At 66.7% G+C, this 19309-nt stretch carries 21 protein-coding genes; 12 read left to right on the top strand and 9 right to left on the bottom strand.

The features are described 5' to 3' along the window. Positions 1-43: 43 nt before the first annotated feature. The 4 genes from pilJ to pilG form a co-directional block, all read right to left on the bottom strand. Positions 44-2092 carry a chemotaxis chemoreceptor PilJ gene (pilJ, locus tag FFS27_RS00915; RefSeq protein WP_003084592.1) on the bottom strand — a complete coding sequence of 683 codons (2049 nt, stop codon included), beginning with the start codon at positions 2090-2092 and terminating at the stop codon, positions 44-46. Between the two features lie 84 nt (positions 2093-2176). Further along, positions 2177-2713 (bottom strand): chemotaxis protein CheW, encoded by a 537-nt coding sequence (locus FFS27_RS00910; protein WP_003084590.1) that lies wholly within the window; start codon positions 2711-2713, stop codon positions 2177-2179. 50 nt (positions 2714-2763) lie between these two features. Then, positions 2764-3129 carry a twitching motility response regulator PilH gene (pilH, locus tag FFS27_RS00905; protein WP_003084587.1) on the bottom strand — a complete coding sequence of 122 codons (366 nt, stop codon included), beginning with the start codon at positions 3127-3129 and terminating at the stop codon, positions 2764-2766. Between the two features lie 46 nt (positions 3130-3175). Beyond that, positions 3176-3583: a twitching motility response regulator PilG gene (pilG, locus tag FFS27_RS00900; protein ID WP_003084583.1), complete on the bottom strand. Its 408-nt coding sequence runs from the start codon at positions 3581-3583 to the stop codon at positions 3176-3178. Between the two features lie 254 nt (positions 3584-3837). Here pilG and gshB point away from each other — a divergent pair, with 254 nt between their 5' ends. The 7 genes from gshB to FFS27_RS00865 all read left to right on the top strand — a co-directional run bounded on the left by gshB (position 3838) and on the right by FFS27_RS00865 (position 9803). After that, positions 3838-4791 carry a glutathione synthase gene (gene gshB / locus FFS27_RS00895; RefSeq protein ID WP_003100943.1) on the top strand — a complete coding sequence of 318 codons (954 nt, stop codon included), beginning with the start codon at positions 3838-3840 and terminating at the stop codon, positions 4789-4791. Between the two features lie 146 nt (positions 4792-4937). After that, positions 4938-5831, top strand: a complete 894-nt coding sequence (locus FFS27_RS00890) for an energy transducer TonB (RefSeq protein ID WP_009315060.1) — start codon at positions 4938-4940, stop codon at positions 5829-5831. 48 nt (positions 5832-5879) lie between these two features. Further along, the gene (locus FFS27_RS00885) at positions 5880-6449 is read left to right on the top strand and encodes a YqgE/AlgH family protein (protein ID WP_003084577.1); all 570 of its coding nucleotides are present in this window, start codon (positions 5880-5882) and stop codon (positions 6447-6449) included. Next, the gene (gene ruvX, locus FFS27_RS00880; RefSeq protein WP_003084575.1) at positions 6449-6883 is read left to right on the top strand and encodes a Holliday junction resolvase RuvX; all 435 of its coding nucleotides are present in this window, start codon (positions 6449-6451) and stop codon (positions 6881-6883) included. Before FFS27_RS00885 ends, ruvX begins: the two co-directional genes overlap by 1 nt. A gap of 111 nt (positions 6884-6994) precedes the next feature. After that, complete coding sequence (gene pyrR, locus FFS27_RS00875) at positions 6995-7507, top strand: bifunctional pyr operon transcriptional regulator/uracil phosphoribosyltransferase PyrR (RefSeq protein WP_003084574.1); 513 nt, start codon at positions 6995-6997, stop codon at positions 7505-7507. Positions 7508-7530: 23 nt separating this feature from the next. Next, on the top strand, positions 7531-8535 hold the full coding sequence (locus tag FFS27_RS00870) for an aspartate carbamoyltransferase catalytic subunit (RefSeq protein ID WP_003084569.1): 1005 nt from the start codon (positions 7531-7533) through the stop codon (positions 8533-8535). Continuing rightward, the gene (locus FFS27_RS00865) at positions 8532-9803 is read left to right on the top strand and encodes a dihydroorotase (RefSeq protein ID WP_003128956.1); all 1272 of its coding nucleotides are present in this window, start codon (positions 8532-8534) and stop codon (positions 9801-9803) included. Before FFS27_RS00870 ends, FFS27_RS00865 begins: the two co-directional genes overlap by 4 nt. Positions 9804-10029: 226 nt before the next feature. On the opposite strand, the gene FFS27_RS00860 is transcribed toward FFS27_RS00865, so the two are convergent. The 3 genes from FFS27_RS00860 to FFS27_RS00850 form a co-directional block, all read right to left on the bottom strand. After that, the gene (locus tag FFS27_RS00860; protein WP_003100953.1) at positions 10030-11214 is read right to left on the bottom strand and encodes a cystathionine gamma-synthase; all 1185 of its coding nucleotides are present in this window, start codon (positions 11212-11214) and stop codon (positions 10030-10032) included. After that, complete coding sequence (locus FFS27_RS00855; RefSeq protein WP_004365040.1) at positions 11211-12584, bottom strand: pyridoxal-phosphate dependent enzyme; 1374 nt, start codon at positions 12582-12584, stop codon at positions 11211-11213. Before FFS27_RS00855 ends, FFS27_RS00860 begins: the two co-directional genes overlap by 4 nt. Positions 12585-12826: 242 nt before the next feature. Further along, complete coding sequence (locus tag FFS27_RS00850) at positions 12827-13231, bottom strand: NINE protein (protein ID WP_003084560.1); 405 nt, start codon at positions 13229-13231, stop codon at positions 12827-12829. A gap of 154 nt (positions 13232-13385) precedes the next feature. On the opposite strand from FFS27_RS00850, the gene czcD reads away from it, so the two are divergent. Further along, positions 13386-14285, top strand: a complete 900-nt coding sequence (gene czcD / locus FFS27_RS00845) for a CDF family zinc transporter CzcD (RefSeq protein ID WP_003100957.1) — start codon at positions 13386-13388, stop codon at positions 14283-14285. A 7-nt stretch (positions 14286-14292) separates the two neighbouring features. Here the strand turns inward: czcD and pilU are convergent, their stop codons facing one another. After that, complete coding sequence (pilU, locus tag FFS27_RS00840; RefSeq protein ID WP_003110016.1) at positions 14293-15441, bottom strand: type IV pilus ATPase PilU; 1149 nt, start codon at positions 15439-15441, stop codon at positions 14293-14295. 177 nt (positions 15442-15618) lie between these two features. Continuing rightward, positions 15619-16653: a type IV pilus twitching motility protein PilT gene (gene pilT, locus FFS27_RS00835; RefSeq protein ID WP_003084552.1), complete on the bottom strand. Its 1035-nt coding sequence runs from the start codon at positions 16651-16653 to the stop codon at positions 15619-15621. Between the two features lie 214 nt (positions 16654-16867). Here pilT and FFS27_RS00830 point away from each other — a divergent pair, with 214 nt between their 5' ends. Genes FFS27_RS00830 through FFS27_RS00815 form a run of 4 tightly spaced genes read left to right on the top strand, consistent with a single transcriptional unit; the run spans position 16868 to position 19290 of the window. Beyond that, on the top strand, positions 16868-17560 hold the full coding sequence (locus FFS27_RS00830; RefSeq protein WP_003084549.1) for a YggS family pyridoxal phosphate-dependent enzyme: 693 nt from the start codon (positions 16868-16870) through the stop codon (positions 17558-17560). A gap of 11 nt (positions 17561-17571) precedes the next feature. Continuing rightward, positions 17572-18393, top strand: coding sequence for a pyrroline-5-carboxylate reductase (proC, locus tag FFS27_RS00825; protein ID WP_003084546.1), 822 nt, complete (start codon positions 17572-17574; stop codon positions 18391-18393). Between the two features lie 10 nt (positions 18394-18403). Then, entirely contained in the window at positions 18404-18997 is a 594-nt protein-coding gene (locus FFS27_RS00820; RefSeq protein ID WP_003084544.1) for a YggT family protein, read from the top strand. Beyond that, positions 18994-19290, top strand: a complete 297-nt coding sequence (locus tag FFS27_RS00815) for a DUF167 domain-containing protein (protein WP_031628111.1) — start codon at positions 18994-18996, stop codon at positions 19288-19290. The genes FFS27_RS00820 and FFS27_RS00815 overlap by 4 nt, the downstream gene beginning before the upstream one ends. The last annotated feature ends 19 nt before the right edge of the window (positions 19291-19309 follow it).

Below are 19309 nucleotides of genomic sequence, written 5' to 3'. Positions count from 1 at the left end.
AGGTGTCGACGCGGCGCCCGCCAGGCGGCCGCCGCGCCTATGCTCAGGCCTGCTCCACGCCCTCCGGCAGTTTGAAGCCGGATACCGAGTTGCGCATCTCGCTCGCCATCTTCGCCAGGTTGCCGATGCTCCGCGCGGTGGCGGTGGTACCGGCGGAGGTCTGCGAGGTGATCTCCTGAATGACGTTCATGGTGTTGGAAATGTGGCCGGCCGACGATGCCTGCTGACGGGCGGCGTTGGAGATGTTCTGGATCAGTGCCGCGAGGGTCTTGGATACCTTCTCGATCTCCTCCAGGGCCACACCGGCGTCCTGGGCCAGGCGCGCGCCGCGGACCACCTCGGAGGTGGTCTGCTCCATCGAGATCACCGCTTCGTTAGTGTCGGTCTGGATGGTCTTCACCAGCGCCTCGATCTGCTTGGTCGCCGCCGAGGAACGTTCCGCCAGTCGCTGTACCTCGTCCGCTACCACGGCGAAGCCGCGGCCCGCGTCCCCGGCCATCGACGCCTGGATCGCGGCGTTCAGGGCGAGGATGTTGGTCTGGTCGGCGATGTCGTTGATCAGGCTGACGATGTCGCCGATCTCCTGGGACGACTCGCCGAGGCGCTTGATTCGCTTCGAGGTGTCCTGGATCTGCTCGCGAATGTTGTCCATGCCGGTGATGGTGTTGTGCACCACCTCGTTGCCCTTGTTGGCAATGGCTACCGAACGTTCCGCTACCGCCGAGGATTCCGAGGCGTTCGCCGATACCTGGTCGATCGACACCGCCATTTCGTTGATCGCCGCCGAGGCGCCGGCGATTTCCTGCGCCTGGTGCTCGGAGGCTTCGGCCAGGTGCATCGCGGTGGACTGGGTTTCCTGGGCCGCTGCGGCCACCTGCACGGCGGTCTGGTTGATGGTCTCCACCAGTTCGCGGAGCTGGTCGATGGAGTAGTTGATCGAGTCGGCGATGGCGCCGGTGAAGTCCTCGGTCACGGTCGCGGCCACGGTCAGGTCGCCGTCCGCGAGGTCGGCGATCTCGTCGAGCAGACGCAGGATCGCGGCCTGGTTGCGGTCGTTCTTCTCGGCGGTCTCGGCCAGCCGGCGGTTGGTCTCGCGCACCATCACCAGGCCGATCAGGATGATCGAGGCCAGGGCCAGGGCGCCGAGGACGTAACCGGCGAACAGGTTGATGCTACGCCCGCCGGCCAGGTTCTCGAAGCCGTCGGCCAGTTGCGAGGCCTTGTCCAGCAGGGTCTGCGAAACGCTGAAGATGTTGTTCGCCGCTTCCCGGACCTGGAACAGGTCGGGCGAGGTCTCGAGGATCTCGTCCACCGAGCCGGAGACGAACTCGAAGAGTTCGGCGATCTCGTTCAGGCGATCCACCGCCTCGGCGTTGGTCACCTTGGAGATGCTCATCGCCGCGTTGCCTTCCTGCATGCCCTTCAGTACGCGGCCGAACAGGCTGGCGTCGCGGCCGAAGCTGTCGGCGGCCTGCACCGAGTTCTCGTCGCCGGCCAGCACCTTGTTCACCGAGCCGAGGATACGTTCGGCGAGCAGCGACTGGCGCTGGGCGACCGCGACCTGGTCGGCTGGGGCACCGTTCTCCAGCAGGATGTCGACCACCTCTTCGTATTCCACCTGCAGCTGCGGGATGGTTTCGGCGAGGGTCGAGGCCACCTGGTGCAGGGACAGTACGGTCTGTTCGCTGGCGAGGATGGAGTCGGCGTTCTTGCGCAGGCCGTCCCAGTCCTGCTGCACCACGTCCATCTGCGGCTTCACCGCTTCGGGGCTGGGCGGCAGGGATGTGCTCTCGTCGCCGTTGACCAGGATGTTCCAGCGTTTCTCGAAGTCGTTGCGCGCATCCTTCAGGAGCTTGAACGCCTCGCCCTTGCCCGCCGCCGCTTCGGTGGCGTTCTTCGCGATCCGCTGCGACAGGACGCGCAGTTCGCCGGCATGGCCGATGTACTGCTTGTCATGGTTCGACTGGGTGTTGAGGTAGGCAAAGTTGGCGAACAGCAACACGATCGAGACGATGAGGACGATGAACAGCCCCGCGATCACCGAGCTGCTGCGCATGCCCGCGAAAAGATTGCCTGCGTTGATTTTCTTCATATTTGGCCCCCGCCCGGACCGACCACGATTACGATTTCCATGTCACGACACGGGCCGGCAGACCGGCCCAACCGGTGAAGCTGTTTATACGGCGACGTCGAGGAAGCCCTGGTGTTGCGCCAGCGCATGCGGGCTGAACACCAGCCACGGCTGCTCTCGATGGAAGACGCCATGAATGAAGGGTTGCAGTGCCGCTTCTAGTGGCGGCAGCTGTTCGCTGAAGGTGTCCACCGGGAAGTGCTGCATGCCGAACACCTCATCGACGATGAGGCCGGCGAACACGTCCAGGTGCTCCACCACCAGCACCCGCCGCTGCTTGCGCAAGGGCGACAGTTCGGTGCCGAGGAAACCGCAGAGGTCCATGATCGGCAGCAGGCGGCCACGTACGTTGGCCACCCCCTTGACCCAGGTCTTCACGCCCGGCAGCTGGGTGTAGCGCGGTTCGTGCAGGACTTCGCCGACCTCCCCCATGGGGGCGACGAAGAACCGCCCGCCCATGCGGAAGCCGATCCCGCTCCAGCTCTGCACCGCCTCCTGCTGGGCCGGCAGGCCGGCGGCCAGGCGTCGGCAGCGCTGATCGATGTCGACGAGGAGCTGGAAGGGGGTCTGAACGTCCGACATGCGGGGCCTGGTCTTTCCGGGGTCAGGGTGAGCGATGCGCTGCGACGGGCTCAGCCCGCCAGCACCGCATTGATGGTTTTCAGCAGGGTCTCTTCGTCCACCGGCTTGGTCAGGTAGTCGCGAGCGCCCTGGCGCTTGCCCCAGACCTTGTCGGTCTCCTGGTCCTTGGTGGTGACGATGATCACCGGGATGGCGCTGGTCTCGGCGTCCTTGGTCAATTGACGGGTCGCCTGGAAGCCGTTGAGGCCGGGCATGACGATGTCCATCAGGACCACGTCGGGCTTTTCCTGGCGGGCCAGGGCGACGCCGTCGCCGCCGTTCTCGGCCTTGAGTACCTGGTGACCATGCTTTTCCAGCATGGCGGTCAGCTTGTACATCTCGGTCGGAGAGTCATCAACAATCAAAATACGAGCCATGGGATCCCCATCACGAAATAAGCATCAACGGCCATGCGGCCGGATATCAGGAAACGGCGTCCACCGGGGTGAAGCTGGGTACGTGTGCCTTGATCGCGCCCAGCAGCTCTTCCTTGCTGAACGGCTTGGTGAGGTACTGGTCGGAGCCGACGATGCGCCCCTTGGCCTTGTCGAACAGGCCGTCCTTGGAGGACAGCATGATCACCGGGGTGGACTTGAACGCGCTGTTGTTCTTGATCAGGGCGCAGGTCTGATAGCCATCCAGGCGCGGCATCATGATGTCGACGAAAATGATGTTCGGATGGGTATCGGCGATCTTCGCCAGGGCATCGAAGCCGTCGATTGCCGTGATCACGTCGCAACCGACCTTTTTCAGCAGTGTTTCGGCGGTGCGACGAATCGTTTTCGAATCGTCGATCACCATCACTTTCAAACCGTCGGATTGCTGTTCCATGTTCGCCCTATATCGACTCGGTGAATCATTCTTCTGTGTTTTCTTCAGTGCGCTAACGCCCTGTCACCGACGGGCTGCGACCCAATCGCGGGCCTTTTTAGCACACTCGACGCAACTCTATCCATAATGCCCGGAACAGGCCGGCTTTTTCCTTGACCAAGCGCAAACGGGGCGCCAACCTGAGCGTCAAACCCGCTTGCCACGCGGCCTCCCCGCCGCGACCGGACAACCCACCCCCTTTCGGAGGAATTCCCATGAGCGTACGCCTCGGGATCGTCATGGACCCCATCGCGCGCATCAACTTCAAGAAGGACAGCTCGCTCGCCATGCTGCTGGCTGCCCAGGCCCGCGGCTGGTCGCTGTTCTACATGGAACAGCAGGACCTCTACCAGAAGGCCGGCGTCGCGCGTGGACGCATGCGCCCGCTGAAGGTCTTCAACGATGCCTCCCGCTGGTTCGAACTGGAAGCGGAAAGCGACCAACCGCTGCACGAACTGGACGTGATCCTGATGCGCAAGGACCCGCCCTTCGATAACGAATTCGTCTATTCGACCTACCTGCTGGAACAGGCCGAGCGTGCCGGCGCCCTGGTGGTGAACCGGCCGCAGAGCCTGCGCGACTGCAACGAGAAGTTCTTCGCCACGCAGTTCACCCAGTGCACTCCGCCGACGATGGTCAGCCGGCGATCCGATATTCTGCGCGAGTTTGCCGCCGAGCATCGTGACATCATTCTCAAACCCCTGGACGGAATGGGCGGTTCGTCGATATTTCGTCACCGCGAAGGCGACCCGAACCTCTCGGTGATCCTCGAGACCCTCACCCAGCATGGCAGCCAGCAGATCATGGCGCAGCGCTATCTGCCGGAAATCAAGGACGGCGACAAGCGCATCCTGATGATCGACGGCGAACCGGTGCCCTACTGCCTGGCGCGCATCCCCGCCCAGGGCGAGACCCGCGGTAACCTCGCCGCCGGCGGCCGCGGCGTGGCCCAGCCGCTGAGCGAGCGCGACCGCTGGATCGCCGCCGAGGTCGGCCCGCACCTGCGCGAGCGCGGCCTGCTGTTCGTCGGCCTCGACGTGATCGGCGATTATCTGACGGAAATCAACGTCACCAGCCCGACCTGCATCCGCGAGATCGACCAGGCCTTCGACACCCGAATCGGCGACAAGCTGATGGACGCCATCGCCGCCCAGCTGGCTGCCCGCTGAATCGCGCGGGCGGGCCTCGGTCCGCCCGTCTCGGCCCGGCCGATGCGCCACGGCGAGCGACCGCGTGTCCAAGGCGCGGAGTGCGTCATAGACTTTTCCGCCCCCCATCGGCAGACTTCGCCCCACGCCAGCCACCACGATCCGCAATGAACGCCGCCGTCCTCAAGTCCCCCTCCGCCGCTGCCGGCGTCCGCCCGGCGGACCGTTTGGGCTTCACCCTGTTCATCGCAGCCATCCTGCACGTCGCCTTCATCCTCGGGGTGGGCTTCTCCATGCCCGCGCCGAGCCAGATCAGCAAGACCCTGGAAATCACCCTGGCCACCTTCAAGAGCGACAAGACGCCGGAGAAGGCCGACTACCTCGCGCAGATGAACCAGCAGGGCAGCGGTACCCTGGAGCACAAGGCCGCGCCGAAGACCACCGAGGTCGCGCCGTTCCAGGACAACCAGGTGAAGAAAGTCGCGCCGCCGGCTACGCCGAAGCAGGCCAGGAGCGAAGAGGCGCCCAAGGCCGCGGTGACCACCACCCGCCAGCGCCAGCAGAAGGCACCGAGCAAGACCCAGGCACAGAAGGCCGAGCAGGTCGCCAAGCCGGCGCCGCATTTCGACTCAACCCAGCTGTCGGCGGAAATCGCCAGCCTCGAGGCCGACCTGGCCAAGGAGCAGCAGGCCTACGCCAAGCGCCCGCGCATCCACCGCCTGAGCGCCGCCTCGACCATGCGCGACAAGGGCGCCTGGTACAAGGAAGACTGGCGCAAGAAGATCGAACGCATCGGCAACCTCAACTACCCCGACGAGGCCCGCCGGCAGAAGCTCTACGGCAGCCTGCGGCTGCTGGTGTCGATCAACCGCGACGGCACCATCTACGAGGTGCAGGTGCTGGAGTCTTCCGGCGAGCCGATCCTCGACCAGGCCGCCCAGCGCATCGTCCGCCTGGCCGCGCCCTATGCGCCGTTCAGCGGCGACCTGGCCGACATCGACCGGCTGGAGATCATCCGTACCTGGCGCTTCGAACGCGGCGACCGGCTGTCCAGCAAGTAACGCCGGCAAGGCTGGCTTTCTCGCGTCCGAAGCAGGACACTAGCGGCCATGAAACAGAGCAGCCCAACCTACCTCAAGCATCATTTCCTGATCGCCATGCCGCACATGGCCGACCCCAATTTCGCCCAGACCGTGACCTACCTGGTCGAACACAACGAGCAGGGCGCCATGGGCCTGGTGATCAACCGTCCCAGCGGCCTCAACCTGGCGGAAGTCCTCGAACAGCTCAAGCCGGACGCCCTGCCGCCGGCGCGCTGCCAGCACATCGACATCTACAACGGCGGCCCGGTGCAGACCGACCGCGGCTTCGTCCTCCATCCCAGCGGCCTGAGCTACCAGTCGACCCTGGAACTGGGCGAGCTGGCGATGTCCACCTCGCAGGACGTGCTGTTCGCCATCGCCGCCGGCACCGGCCCGGAAAAGAGCCTGATCAGCCTCGGCTATGCCGGCTGGGAAGCCGGCCAGCTGGAGGCCGAGCTGAGCGACAACGCCTGGCTGACCTGCCCGGCGGACCCGGCGATCCTCTTCGACCTGCCGGCCGAGGAGCGCCTCAGCGCCGCCGCCGCACGCCTGGGCGTCAACCTCAGCCTGCTCACCGCCCAGGCCGGTCACGCCTGATGGCCAGCGACAAGCCGCTGCGCCTGCTGCTGGGCTTCGACTACGGCACCCGGCAGATCGGCGTCGCCGTCGGCCAGGCGGTGACCGGCCAGGCCCGCGAGCTGTGCGTATTGAAGGCGCAGAACGGCGTGCCGGACTGGAACCGGGTGGAAGCGCTGATCAAGGAATGGCAGCCGGACGCCATCGTCGTCGGCCTGCCGCTGAACATGGACGGCAGCCCAAGCGAGATGAGCGAGCGCGCGGAAAAGTTCGGCCGCCGCCTCAACGGCCGTTTCAACCTGCCGGTCTTTACCCACGACGAACGCCTCACGACCTATGCCGCCAAGGGCGAGCGCCTGGCCCAGGGCCAGCGCGACGGCTACCGCGAGCGACCGGTGGACGCCCTGGCCGCCGCCCTGCTGCTGGAAGGCTGGCTGGCCGAACACCCGGATTGACCCATGGCAGCCGGCACGCCGCCGGTTGCCATTATGCTTTCGCCACCGCGGGCGCCTCCCTACAGCGGGCTCTCCCGGCGGCCATCCCATCGATGTCAGCGAGGAGCCACCATGAGCCTACCCAATCCCGCCGAACTCCTGCCGCGCATGGCCAGCGACCTGCGCGCCCATCTCGCCGAGCGAGGCATCGAGCGGCCGCGCTTCGTCGGCATCCACACTGGCGGCATCTGGGTCGCCGAGGCGCTGCTGAGGGAACTGGGCAACCAAGAGCCGCTGGGCACCCTCGACGTCTCCTTCTACCGCGACGACTTCACCCAGAACGGCCTGCATCCGCAGGTCCGCCCGTCGGCGCTGCCGTTCGAGATCGACGGCCAGCACCTGGTGCTGGTGGACGACGTGCTGATGAGCGGCCGCACCATCCGCGCCGCGCTCAACGAACTGTTCGACTACGGCCGTCCGGCCAGCGTGACCCTGGTCTGCCTGCTCGACCTGAACGCCCGGGAGTTGCCTATCCGCCCCGACGTGGTCGGCCAGACCCTGTCCCTGGGTCGCGATGAACGGGTAAAATTGGTCGGTCCCGCACCGCTCGCCCTCGAGCGCAAGGTCCTTTCCTCCGCTTCCTGATCCTCTTCACTAGGGCCTGCCCCATGCCGACAGACGCCAAGCGCCCGCTGCAGCTCAACGACCAGGGCCAGCTGCGCCACTTCATCTCGCTCGACGGATTGCCCCGCGAGCTGCTCACCGAAATCCTCGATACCGCCGACTCCTTCCTGGAAGTCGGCGCCCGCGCGGTGAAAAAGGTCCCGCTGCTGCGCGGCAAGACCGTCTGCAACGTGTTCTTCGAGAACTCCACGCGCACCCGCACCACCTTCGAGCTGGCCGCCCAGCGGCTGTCGGCCGACGTGATCAGCCTGAACGTATCCACCTCTTCCACCAGCAAGGGCGAGACGCTCACCGACACCCTGCGCAACCTGGAGGCGATGGCCGCCGACATGTTCGTGGTGCGCCACAGCGACTCGGGCGCGGCGCACTTCATCGCCGAGCACGTCAGCCCCAACGTGGCGGTGATCAACGGCGGCGACGGCCGCCACGCGCACCCCACCCAGGGGATGCTCGACATGCTGACCATCCGCCGGCACAAAGGGAACTTCGAGCAGCTATCGGTGGCGATCGTCGGCGATATCCTGCATTCGCGAGTAGCCCGTTCGAACATGCTGGCGCTCAAGACCCTGGGTTGCCCGGACATCCGCGTGATCGCCCCGCGCACCCTGTTGCCGATCGGACTGGAAGAGCAGTACGGCGTGCGCGTGTTCACCAACGCCGACGAAGGCCTGAAGGACGTCGACGTGGTGATCATGCTGCGCCTGCAACGCGAGCGCATGCAGGGTGGCCTGCTACCCAGCGAGGGCGAGTTCTTCAAGCTCTACGGCCTGACCGAGAAGCGCCTGAAGCTGGCCAAGCCGGATGCCATCGTCATGCACCCTGGCCCGATCAACCGTGGCGTGGAGATCGAGTCGGCGGTGGCCGACGGTGCCCAGTCGGTGATCCTCAACCAGGTCACCTACGGCATCGCCATCCGCATGGCGGTGCTGTCCATGGCCATGAGCGGCCAGAACACCCAACGCCAGCTGGAACAGGAGGACGCCGAATGACCATCAGTATCCGAGGCGCCCGCGTCATCGACCCGGCCAGCGGCCTGGACCAGGTCGGCGACCTCCACATCGAGGCCGGCAAGATCGTCGCCATCGGCGCCGCGCCGGCCGGCTTCAGCGCCCAGAAGACCCTCGACGGCGCCGGCCTGGTGGCCGCGCCGGGACTGGTCGACCTCAGCGTCGCCCTGCGCGAGCCGGGCTACGGACGCAAGGGCAACGTCGAAAGCGAGACCCGCGCCGCCGCGGCCGGCGGCACCACCAGCCTGTGCTGCCCGCCCTACACCCGGCCGGTGCTGGACACCCCGGCGGTGGCCGAGCTGATCCTCGACCGCGCCCGTGAGGCCGGCAACGCCAAGGTCTACCCCATCGGCGCGCTGACCCGCGGCTTCGGCGGCGAGCAACTGTCGGAACTGGTGGCCCTGCGCGACACCGGTTGCGTGGCCTTCACCAATGGCCTGCATGGCTTCGCCAGCAACCGCATCCTGCGGCGCGCCCTGGAGTACGCGGCGACCTTCGACCTGACGGTGATCTTCACCTCGCAGGACACCGATCTCGCCGAAGGCGGCCTCGCCCACGAAGGCCCGACCGCCAGCTTCCTCGGCCTCGCGGGGATCCCGGAAACCGCCGAGACCGTGGCCCTGGCCCGCAACCTGCTGCTGGTGGAACAGAGCGGCGTGCGCGCGCACTTCAGCCAGTTGACCAGCGCCCGCGGCATCGAACTTGTCGCCCAGGCCCAGGCCCGTGGCCTGCCGGTGACCTGCGACGTGGCGCTGTACCAGTTGATCCTCACCGACGAAGCGCTGGTGGGCTTCTCCAGCCTCTACCACGTGCAACCGCCGCTGCGCACCAGGGCCGACCGCGAAGCCCTGCGCGAGGCGGTGAAGAACGGCGTGGTACAAGCCATCGCCAGCCACCACCAACCCCACGAGGCGGACGCCAAGAACGCGCCGTTCGCCGCCACCGAGCCGGGCATCAGCGGCGCCGAGCTGCTGCTGCCGCTGGCGATGACGCTGGTGCAGGACGGCCTGCTCGACCTGCCGACCCTGCTCGCCCGCCTCTCCCACGGCCCGGCCCAGGCCCTGCGCCTGCCTGCCGGGCGCCTGGCGGTGGGCCAGGCCGCCGACCTGGTGCTGTTCGACCCGCAGGGTTCGACCCTGGCCGGTGAGAGCTGGTACTCGAAGGGGCAGAACAGCCCGTTCGTCGGTCACTGCCTGCCGGGACGAGTGCGCTACACCCTGGTGGACGGACACCTGACCCACGAGGGTTGATCCCTGCCACCATGAAAGAGCCCGCCATCCGGCGGGCTTTTTCATCTTCGCGTTCGCGATTCCGGGGGCGTATCCGTTGCCGGGGCGGGCGCCCTATCCCAGCCTCTGCCACCAACCCGCCTCAACGGCAGGGCGAATAACGCGGAGCGTTATCCGCCGAGGCATGCTCGCCGGGAACACCCGATGGCCAGCAGCCGCGCCGGTCGGCGCCGCTCCCTGCGGAGCCTCAGATCTTCGCCAGCGCCTGCGCCAGGTCGGCCTGCAGATCCTCCAGCGCCTCGACGCCCACCGACAGGCGGATCAGCGAGTCACCGATGCCCAGATCGGCGCGGGTTTCCGCCGGGATGCTGGCGTGGGTCATGATCGCCGGATGCTCGATCAGGCTTTCCACCCCGCCCAGGCTCTCCGCCAGGGAGAAGATCCGCACGTTCTCCAGGAAGCGCCGGGCGCCGGCCAGGTCGCAGCGCAGGTCGAGGGAGATCATCCCGCCGAAGCCACGCATCTGCCGTTTCGCCAGCTCATGCTGCGGGTGCGAAGCCAGGCCGGGGTAGTAGACCCGCGCCACCTGCGGCTGGCGCTCCAGCCACTGGGCCAGGGCCAGGGCGTTGCTGCAATGGCGCTCCATGCGCAGCGCCAGGGTCTTCACCCCGCGCAGGGTGAGGAAGGCGTCGAACGGCCCGGAGATGGCGCCCACCGAGTTCTGCAGGAAGCCCAGGCGCTCGCGCAGGTCCGGGTTGTCGCCGACGATGGCGATGCCGCCGATCACGTCGGAATGGCCGTTCAGGTACTTGGTGGTGGAGTGCACCACCACGTCGAAGCCCAGTTCCAGGGGGCGCTGGATGTAGGGGCTGGCGAAGGTGTTGTCGGCCACGCTGATGATGCCGCGGGCGCGGCAGAGCTGGGCGATGGCGCGCAGGTCGGTGAGGCGCAGCAGCGGGTTGCTCGGGGTTTCCACCCAGACCATGCGGGTTTCCGGGGTCAGCGCGGCCTCGAAGGCCTGCAGGTCGGTCGGGTCGACGAAGCTGAAGCGATGCCCGGCGCTGCGCCGGCGGACCCGTTCGAACAGGCGGAAGGTACCGCCGTAGAGGTCATTGCCGGAAACGATGTGGGAACCGGCGTCGAGCAATTCCAGCACCGAAGAGATCGCCGCCAGGCCGGAGGCGAAGGCGAAGGCCTGGGTGCCGCCCTCGAGGTCGGCCACGCAGCGCTCCAGGGCCCAGCGGGTCGGGTTGTGCGAGCGGCCGTAGTCGAGCCCCTTGTGTACCCCGGGGCTTTCCTGGATGTAGGTGGAGTTGGCATAGATCGGCGGCATGATCGCGCCGGTCGAGGGATCGGGGGCCTGCCCGGCGTGGATGACCCGGGTCGCGAAGGCCTGGGCCGGGGCGTCGGGATGCTGGTCGTGCTGGCTCATGTGAGCTTTCTCCGCAAATGGTTCAACAGGTCGAAACGGGTGATCAGGCCGTGGAAGCCGCTGGCATCGGCAACGATCGCCACCAGGCCGCGGTCCAGGACCGCCTGCAACTGGGCCAGGCTGGCGCCGGGCGCGAGGGTCTCCGGCGCGGCGTTCATCGCGCTGCTTACCGCATCGCGGAAGCGTGGCGCGTCTGCGTGGACGCCGAGCAGGATATCCGACTCGTCGATCACACCGACCAGTTTTCCATCGTCCAGCACCGGCAATTGCGAAACGTCGGCCAGGCGCATGCGCTGGAAGGCGGTGAGCAGGGTGTCGTCCGGACCGACGCTGATCACCCGGCCCTCCTCGAAGCGCCGCGCGATGATGTCGCGCAGGTCGCCGTAGTGCTTGCGTTGCAGCAGGCCCTGGTCGGTCATCCACTGGTCGTTGTAGATCTTCGACAGGTAGCGGGTGCCGGTGTCGCAGACGAAGCTGACCACCCGCTTCGGCTCCTTCTGCTCGCGGCAGAAGCGCAGCGCCGCGGCCAGCAGGGTGCCGGTGGAGGAGCCGCCGGGAATGCCCTCGACGCGCAACAGCTCGCGGGCCATGGCGAAGCTTTCCTCGTCGCTGATGGAATAGGCATGGCGCACGCTGGAGAGGTCGGCGATGGCGGGCACGAAATCCTCGCCGATGCCCTCCACCGCCCAGGACCCCGGCGTACCCAGGGTGCCGGAGCGGGAGTATTCGGCCATGATCGAGCCCTCGGGGTCGGCAAGAACCATCTCCAGCTCCGGCTGGACCTTCTGGAAGAACCGGGTAAGGCCGGTCAGGGTACCGGAGGAGCCGACGCCGACGACGATGGCGTCGAGATCGTGGCCGGTCTGCGCCCAGAGCTCCGGGCCGGTGCCGCACTCGTGGGCCAGCGGGTTGGCCGGGTTGTTGAACTGGTCGGCGAAGAAGGCGCCGGGAATGTCCTGCGCCAGGCGCGCGGCAACGTCCTGGTAGTACTCCGGATGGCCCTTGCCGACGTCCGAGCGGGTGATGTGCACCTCGGCGCCCATGGCGCGCAGGTGCAGGACCTTCTCGGTGGACATCTTGTCCGGCACCACCAGCACCACCCGGTAGCCCTTGGCGCGGCCGACCAGGGCCAGGCCGAGACCGGTGTTGCCGGCGGTGGCCTCGACGATGGTGCCACCGGGCCGCAGGCGGCCGTCACGCTCGGCGGCCTCGATCATGGCGACACCGATGCGATCCTTGATGGAGCCGCCGGGGTTCTGCGATTCGAGCTTGAGGAACAGGGTGCAGGGGCCGGTATCGAAGCGCGTCACGCGAACCAGCGGGGTGTTGCCGATCAGGTCGAGCACGGCGGGGCGTGAGTCGGAAGTCATCTTTTCTCCTTTCGGTGTTTCCGCACGGAGCGATACGGTGCGCGGCCTCGTGAGCCATTGCACCTATCCGTTCTGGGGCTTGCAGACCATAGGGGCTGGCGCGCGCGGGCGCCAATAACCTACAGGTAGAACGTTAGAACCTTTGGTTCCTTAAGTCCCGCCGGAGGAATTCCCTGCCGACCGCGGCGACACCCATGAAAAAGCCCGCCGGATGGCGGGCTTCTCGCGTCTGGCGACGAGCCTCAGATGCGCTGCGGCCCGTTGCGCTCGGACACCTGTCCGTTGAGGGTCCAGAAGTCGTAGAGCACGCCGAGGAAGAACAGGCCGCCGGTGAACAGGTAGATGATCCCGGTGATCCACTTGCCCATGTACATCCTGTGCACGCCGAGCACGCCGAGGAAGGTCAGCAGGATCCAGGCCACGTTGTAGTCCAGATTGCCGCCCTGGAAGCGCCGGTCGGCCTCGCGGTCCATCGACGGGATGAGGAACAGGTCGATGATCCAGCCGATGAAGAACAGGCCGAAGGTGAAGAACCAGATCGTCCCGGTGATCGGCTTGCCGTAATAGAAGCGGTGCGAACCGGTGAAACCGAAGATCCACAGCAGGTAGCCGATGGCCTTGCTATGGGTGTCGTGCTGTTGAGTCATGCGTCCCCCCTCGTTCCGTGCGCGGCTGCGGCCGCGCCTGAGCCGCAGGTTAGCGGAGCGGCGGACGCCGCGCCAGAGCGGCCCGGCGCATGACAGTTTTGCAATTGCCTATCCTGTAGGCTGGTGCTGCCGCCACCGCCCCACAGGAGCCGCCATGAGCGCCGGACACGAGCACAGCTTCGCCCAGACCAACTCGACCCGCCTGAAATGGGCGTTGCTGCTGACCGGAAGCTTCCTCGTCGCGGAGGTCGTCGGCGGCATCCTCACCGGCAGCCTGGCGCTGATCTCCGATGCCGCGCACATGCTCACCGACGCCGTGGCCCTGGCCATCGCCCTGGCCGCGATCAACATCGCCAGGCGCCCGACCAACGATCGCCTGACCTACGGCTACCACCGCTTCGAGATCCTCGCCGCGGCGTTCAACGCCTTCCTGCTGTTCGGCGTGGCCTTCTATATCCTCTACGCGGCCTACGAGCGGCTCAACCAGCCGGCGGAGATCCAGTCCGTGGGCATGCTGGTGATCGCCGTGCTCGGTCTGCTGGTGAACCTGGCCAGCATGCGCCTGCTGGCGCCGGCCCAGGGCAACAGCCTGAACGTCAAGGGCGCCTACCTGGAGGTCTGGAGCGACATGCTCGGCTCGCTGGGGGTGATCGTCGCCGCTATCGTGATCCGTTTCACCGGCTGGGCCTGGGTCGACTCGCTGGTGGCGGTGCTGATCGGTTTCTGGGTCCTGCCGCGCACCTGGATCCTGCTGCGCGAGAGCCTGCATGTGTTGCTCGAAGGGGTGCCGAAGGAAATCCAGTTGGCCGAGCTGCGCGAAGCGCTGCTGGGGATTCCCGGCGTGACCGGGCTGCACGACCTGCATGTGTGGTCGATCACCAGCGGCAAGATCAGCCTGACCAGCCATCTGGTCTACGACCCGGCCCTGGTCGACGCCGAGGCGCTGCTGGGCACGGTGAAGGCGCTGCTGCACGACCGCTACGAGATCGAACACAGCACCCTGCAACTGGAAACCTCGGCCTGCGCCCAGGCCGAGGAGCCGCTGGCCTACTGAAGGCGGTTCAGCGGAAGCGCCGGCCGGCAGGGTCGTCGTCGGTGATTTCCAGGCTCAGGCCCTGGGTCAGGTTCGACAGGTGGTCGGCGTCGCTTTCCGAACCGAGCTTGATCATCAGGCGCAGGTCGTTGGCCGAGTCGGCGTGGGCCAGGGCGTCCTCGTAGGTGATCTCGCCCTGGGTGTAGAGCTGGTACAGCGCCTGGTCGAAGGTCTGCATGCCCTGCTCGGTGGAGCGCTTCATCAGCGGCTTCAGCTCGTGCACCTCGCCCTTGCGGATCAGGTCGGCGGCCAGCGGGGTGTTCAGCAGCACCTCGATCACCGCCCGCCGCCCCTTGCCGTCGGGGGTCGGCACCAGTTGCTGGGCGACGATGGCCTTGAGGTTCAGCGACAGGTCCATCCACACCTGGCCATGACGATCAGCCGGGAAGAAGTGGATGATCCGCTCCAGCGCCTGGTTGGCGTTGTTCGCGTGCAGGGTCGCCAGGCACAGGTGGCCGGTCTCGGCGAAGGCCACGGCGTGGTCCATGGTCTCCCGCGAGCGCACCTCGCCGATCATGATCACGTCCGGCGCCTGGCGCAGGGTGTTCTTCAGCGCCACCTCGAAGGAGTCGGTGTCCAGCCCCACCTCGCGCTGGGTGACGATGCAGCCCTGGTGCTGGTGGATGTACTCGATCGGGTCCTCGATGGAGATGATGTGCCCGGTGGAGTTCTTGTTGCGGTAGCCGATCATCGCCGCCAGCGAGGTGGACTTGCCGGTGCCGGTGGCGCCGACGAAGATCACCAGGCCGCGCTTGGTCAGCGCCAGCTTCTTGAGGATTTCCGGGAGCTTCAGCTCTTCCAGGGTCGGGATGTTGGTCTCGATCCGGCGCAATACCATGCCCACCAGGTTGCGCTGGTAGAAGGCACTGACCCGGAAGCGGCCGATGCCGCGGGCGCTGATGGCGAAGTTGCACTCATGGTTCTCGGCGAAATCGCGGCGCTGCTGCTCGTTCATCACGCCTAGCACGGTCTCGCGGGTCTGCTCCGGCGACAGCGGCGTCTTGGTCACCGGCATCACCCGGCCGTTGACCTTCATCGACGGCGGTACGCCGGCGGTGATGAACAGGTCGGAGCCGCCCTTTTCCACCATCAGGCGCAGCAGCTTTTCGAATTCCATGATGTTCTCGCTCACTCAGGGGCGCGCCGCGACGGCGAGCCGGATGCGGGCGAGCGGGCGCTGGACGCGCTCGCCGGCAAGGATAGGTAGGAATGCGCCTACGGTACCGCTCTCCCGCTCTTGAATCCTAGACGCAGTTCCGGGATTCGGGCGAAGCGCGGCGGATCGGCGCCAGGATCAGAAGTTTTCCGGGATCTTCGCCTTCTCGCGGGCGTTCTCGCGGCTGATCAGGCCCTTGGCGACCAGGCCCTTGAGGCACATGTCGAGGGTCTGCATGCCCAGCGAGCCGCCGGTCTGGATCGCCGAATACATCTGCGCGACCTTGTCCTCGCGGATCAGGTTGCGGATCGCCGGGGTGCCGATCATGATCTCGTGGGCCGCCACCCGGCCGCCGCCGATCTTCTTGATCAGGGTCTGCGAGATCACCGATTGCAGCGACTCGGAGAGCATCGAGCGAACCATGGCCTTTTCCTCGGCCGGGAACACGTCGACCACCCGGTCGATGGTCTTGGCCGCCGAGGTGGTGTGCAGGGTGCCGAATACCAGGTGGCCGGTCTCCGCCGCGGTCAGGGCCAGGCGGATGGTCTCCAGGTCGCGCATCTCGCCGACCAGGATGATGTCCGGGTCCTCCCGCAGCGCCGAGCGCAACGCTTCGCTGAAGCCGAGGGTGTCGCGATGCACCTCGCGCTGGTTGACCAGGCACTTCTTCGATTCGTGGACGAATTCGATCGGGTCCTCGATGGTGAGGATGTGGTGGTACTTGGTGTTGTTCAGGTAGTCGAGCATCGCCGCCAGGGTGGTGGACTTGCCCGAACCGGTCGGCCCGGTGACCAGTACCAGCCCGCGCGGGACGTCTGAAACACGTTTGAACACTTCTCCCATGCCAAGCTCCTCCATGGTCAGTACCTTGGAGGGAATGGTCCGGAATACCGCGCCGGCGCCACGGTTCTGGTTGAAGGCGTTGACCCGGAAACGCGCGACGCCCGGCACCTCGAAGGAGAAGTCGGTCTCGAGGAATTCCTCGAAGTCCTTGCGCTGCTTGTCGTTCATGATGTCGTAGATCAGCGCATGCACCTGCTTGTGTTCCAGCGGTGGCAGGTTGATCCGGCGTACATCGCCATCCACCCGGATCATGGGCGGCAGGCCGGCGGAGAGGTGCAGGTCCGAAGCGCCCTGTTTGGCACTGAAGGCGAGCAGCTCGGTAATATCCATGGGACTCCCCAATTACAAGCAAGCAGGTAGAATGCCGCCAAAGCCGCCGTCTCGGACAAGGAAAACACCGGATGAACCAGGGTGCTTCCAGGACACGCGTGGTGTCCTGCGCCAGACGCGGAACCTCGACACTGGAACAGGAAGATGGCCATCGAGGCCGGCGGTTTCGAGGGCGTCTAGCCGACGCCGACCGCACTTCCATAGGGCGCAGGTAATGTCCACGATAGCAGAGAATATTGCAAAGGTTGCCGCACGCATCCGTGAGGCAGCGCAAGCTGCGGGGCGCGATCCGGCCACGGTCGGCCTGCTCGCCGTGAGCAAGACCAAGCCCGCCGCCGCGGTGCGCGAGGCGCACGCCGCCGGCCTTCGCGACTTCGGCGAAAACTACCTGCAGGAGGCCCTCGGCAAGCAGGCCGAACTGGCCGACCTACCCTTGAACTGGCACTTCATCGGCCCCATCCAGTCGAACAAGACGCGGCCCATCGCCGAGCATTTCCAGTGGGTGCACTCGGTGGACCGGTTGAAGATCGCGCAGCGCCTGTCGGAGCAACGCCCGGCCGGGCTGCCGCCCCTGAATGTCTGCCTGCAGGTCAACGTCAGCGGCGAAGCCAGCAAGTCCGGCTGCGCCCCCGAGGACCTGCCGGCCCTGGCCGAGGCCGTGAAGCAACTGCCCAACCTCCGATTGCGTGGCCTGATGGCCATCCCCGAACCCACCGCCGAACGCGCCGCGCAACACGCCGCGTTCGCCCGCCTGCGCGAACTGCTGCTAGACCTGAACCTTGGCCTGGACACCCTGTCCATGGGCATGAGCGACGACCTCGAGGCAGCCATCGGCGAAGGTGCGACCTGGGTCCGCATCGGTACCGCCCTGTTCGGCGCCCGCGACTACGGCGCGCCGGCTTCTTGAAGGAATCCCCTATGAGCACACCCCGCATAGCGTTCATCGGCGCCGGCAACATGGCCGCCAGCCTGATCGGCGGCCTGCGCGCCCAAGGCGTGCCGGCGGCGCAGATCCGCGCCAGCGACCCGGGCGCCGAGCAACGCGCGAAGATCGCCGGCGAGTTCGCCATCGACGTGGTCGAGTCCAACGCCGAGGCCGTGGCCGACGCCGACGTCGTGGTCCTGTCGGTCAAGCCGCAGGCCATGAAAGCCGTGTGCCAGGCCTTGGCGCCGGCGCTGAAGCCGGAGCAACTGATCGTCTCCATCGCCGCCGGCATCCCCTGCGCCAGCCTCGAAGCCTGGCTCGGCCAGCCGCGCCCGGTGGTCCGCTGCATGCCCAACACCCCGGCGCTGCTGCGCCAGGGCGCCAGCGGGCTGTACGCCAACGCGCAGGTCAGCGCCGCGCAACGCGAGCAGGCCGGGCAGCTGCTGTCTGCGGTAGGCATCGCCCTGTGGCTGGACGACGAAGCGCAGATCGACGCGGTGACCGCGGTGTCGGGCAGCGGCCCGGCGTATTTCTTCCTGCTGATGCAGGCCATGACCGACGCCGGCGAGAAGCTCGGCCTGTCCCGCGAGACAGCCTCGCGCCTGACCCTGCAGACCGCCCTCGGCGCGGCGCAGATGGCGCTGTCCAGCGAGGTCGAGCCGGCCGAACTGCGGCGCCGGGTGACTTCGCCCAACGGCACCACCGAGGCGGCGATCAAATCCTTCCAGGCCAACGGCTTCGAAGCACTGGTGGAGCAGGCCCTGAACGCCGCCAGCCAGCGCTCCGCCGAGCTGGCCGAACAGCTTGGCCAATAAGGAGTAGTCGATGATCGGCCTCAACACCGCTGCTATCTATATCCTCCAGACCCTCGGCAGCCTCTACCTGCTGATCGTGCTGCTGCGCTTCATCCTGCAACTGGTCCGCGCGGACTTCTACAACCCCCTCAGCCAGTTCATCGTGCGCGCCACCAAGCCGCTGCTGAACCCGCTGCGGCGGATCATCCCCGGCTTCGGCGGGATCGACCTGGCCTCGCTGGTGCTGGCGATCCTGATCCAGCTGGTGCTGATGATCCTGATCCTGATGCTGATGGGCTACGGCGTCGGCGGCTTCATCATGCAACTGCTGATCTGGTCGATCATCGCCGTCACCTCGCTGTTCCTGAAGGTGTTCTTCTTCGCCCTGATCATCAGCGTGATCCTTTCCTGGGTCGCCCCGGGCAGCTACAACCCCGGCGCGCAACTGGTGAACCAGATCTGCGAACCGCTGCTGATGCCGTTCCGCAAGCTCCTGCCGAACCTCGGCGGACTGGATCTCTCGCCGATCTTCGCGTTCCTCGCGCTGAAGCTGATCGACATGCTGGTGATCAACAACCTGGCGGCCATGACCGGCATGCCCCAGCAGTTGAGCATCTTCCTCTGAGCTTCTACCGCTGGGACGGCGAGGACCTGCTCCTCGATTGCCACCTGCAGCCCAAGGCGAGCCGCGACGAGTTCGCCGGGCTGCACGGCGAACGCCTGAAGATCCGCCTCACCGCACCGCCGGTGGAGGGCAAGGCCAACGCCCATCTGCTGGCCTTCCTCGGCAAGGCCTTCGGCGTGGCCAAGAGCCTGGTGAGTCTCGAAAGCGGCGAGCTGAACCGGCAGAAACGGGTGCGCATCCGCCGTCCGACCCGATTGCCGGAGGAACTGGGGATCGCCGCTCGACCCGCTTGACCGACCTTACGTGCAGGAA

The sequence above is a fragment of the Pseudomonas sp. 2VD genome (genome assembly GCF_005503585.1).
Taxonomy (GTDB): Bacteria; Pseudomonadota; Gammaproteobacteria; order Pseudomonadales; family Pseudomonadaceae; genus Pseudomonas; species Pseudomonas aeruginosa.
The sequence above is the reverse complement of the archived record's forward strand: the minus strand, read 5'-3'. Positions and strand labels throughout refer to the sequence as shown.

What these genes read in the sequence shown, in the direction of transcription:
- pilJ (WP_003084592.1), bottom strand. Translation starts at nt 2,092, where the DNA reads ATGAAGAAAATCAACGCAGGCAATCTTTTCGCGGGCATGCGCAGCAGC.
- FFS27_RS00910 (WP_003084590.1), bottom strand. Translation starts at nt 2,713, where the DNA reads ATGTCGGACGTTCAGACCCCCTTCCAGCTCCTCGTCGACATCGATCAG.
- pilH (WP_003084587.1), bottom strand. Translation starts at nt 3,129, where the DNA reads ATGGCTCGTATTTTGATTGTTGATGACTCTCCGACCGAGATGTACAAG.
- pilG (WP_003084583.1), bottom strand. Translation starts at nt 3,583, where the DNA reads ATGGAACAGCAATCCGACGGTTTGAAAGTGATGGTGATCGACGATTCG.
- gshB (WP_003100943.1), top strand. Translation starts at nt 3,838, where the DNA reads ATGAGCGTACGCCTCGGGATCGTCATGGACCCCATCGCGCGCATCAAC.
- FFS27_RS00890 (WP_009315060.1), top strand. Translation starts at nt 4,938, where the DNA reads ATGAACGCCGCCGTCCTCAAGTCCCCCTCCGCCGCTGCCGGCGTCCGC.
- FFS27_RS00885 (WP_003084577.1), top strand. Translation starts at nt 5,880, where the DNA reads ATGAAACAGAGCAGCCCAACCTACCTCAAGCATCATTTCCTGATCGCC.
- ruvX (WP_003084575.1), top strand. Translation starts at nt 6,449, where the DNA reads ATGGCCAGCGACAAGCCGCTGCGCCTGCTGCTGGGCTTCGACTACGGC.
- pyrR (WP_003084574.1), top strand. Translation starts at nt 6,995, where the DNA reads ATGAGCCTACCCAATCCCGCCGAACTCCTGCCGCGCATGGCCAGCGAC.
- FFS27_RS00870 (WP_003084569.1), top strand. Translation starts at nt 7,531, where the DNA reads ATGCCGACAGACGCCAAGCGCCCGCTGCAGCTCAACGACCAGGGCCAG.
- FFS27_RS00865 (WP_003128956.1), top strand. Translation starts at nt 8,532, where the DNA reads ATGACCATCAGTATCCGAGGCGCCCGCGTCATCGACCCGGCCAGCGGC.
- FFS27_RS00860 (WP_003100953.1), bottom strand. Translation starts at nt 11,214, where the DNA reads ATGAGCCAGCACGACCAGCATCCCGACGCCCCGGCCCAGGCCTTCGCG.
- FFS27_RS00855 (WP_004365040.1), bottom strand. Translation starts at nt 12,584, where the DNA reads ATGACTTCCGACTCACGCCCCGCCGTGCTCGACCTGATCGGCAACACC.
- FFS27_RS00850 (WP_003084560.1), bottom strand. Translation starts at nt 13,231, where the DNA reads ATGACTCAACAGCACGACACCCATAGCAAGGCCATCGGCTACCTGCTG.
- czcD (WP_003100957.1), top strand. Translation starts at nt 13,386, where the DNA reads ATGAGCGCCGGACACGAGCACAGCTTCGCCCAGACCAACTCGACCCGC.
- pilU (WP_003110016.1), bottom strand. Translation starts at nt 15,441, where the DNA reads ATGGAATTCGAAAAGCTGCTGCGCCTGATGGTGGAAAAGGGCGGCTCC.
- pilT (WP_003084552.1), bottom strand. Translation starts at nt 16,653, where the DNA reads ATGGATATTACCGAGCTGCTCGCCTTCAGTGCCAAACAGGGCGCTTCG.
- FFS27_RS00830 (WP_003084549.1), top strand. Translation starts at nt 16,868, where the DNA reads ATGTCCACGATAGCAGAGAATATTGCAAAGGTTGCCGCACGCATCCGT.
- proC (WP_003084546.1), top strand. Translation starts at nt 17,572, where the DNA reads ATGAGCACACCCCGCATAGCGTTCATCGGCGCCGGCAACATGGCCGCC.
- FFS27_RS00820 (WP_003084544.1), top strand. Translation starts at nt 18,404, where the DNA reads ATGATCGGCCTCAACACCGCTGCTATCTATATCCTCCAGACCCTCGGC.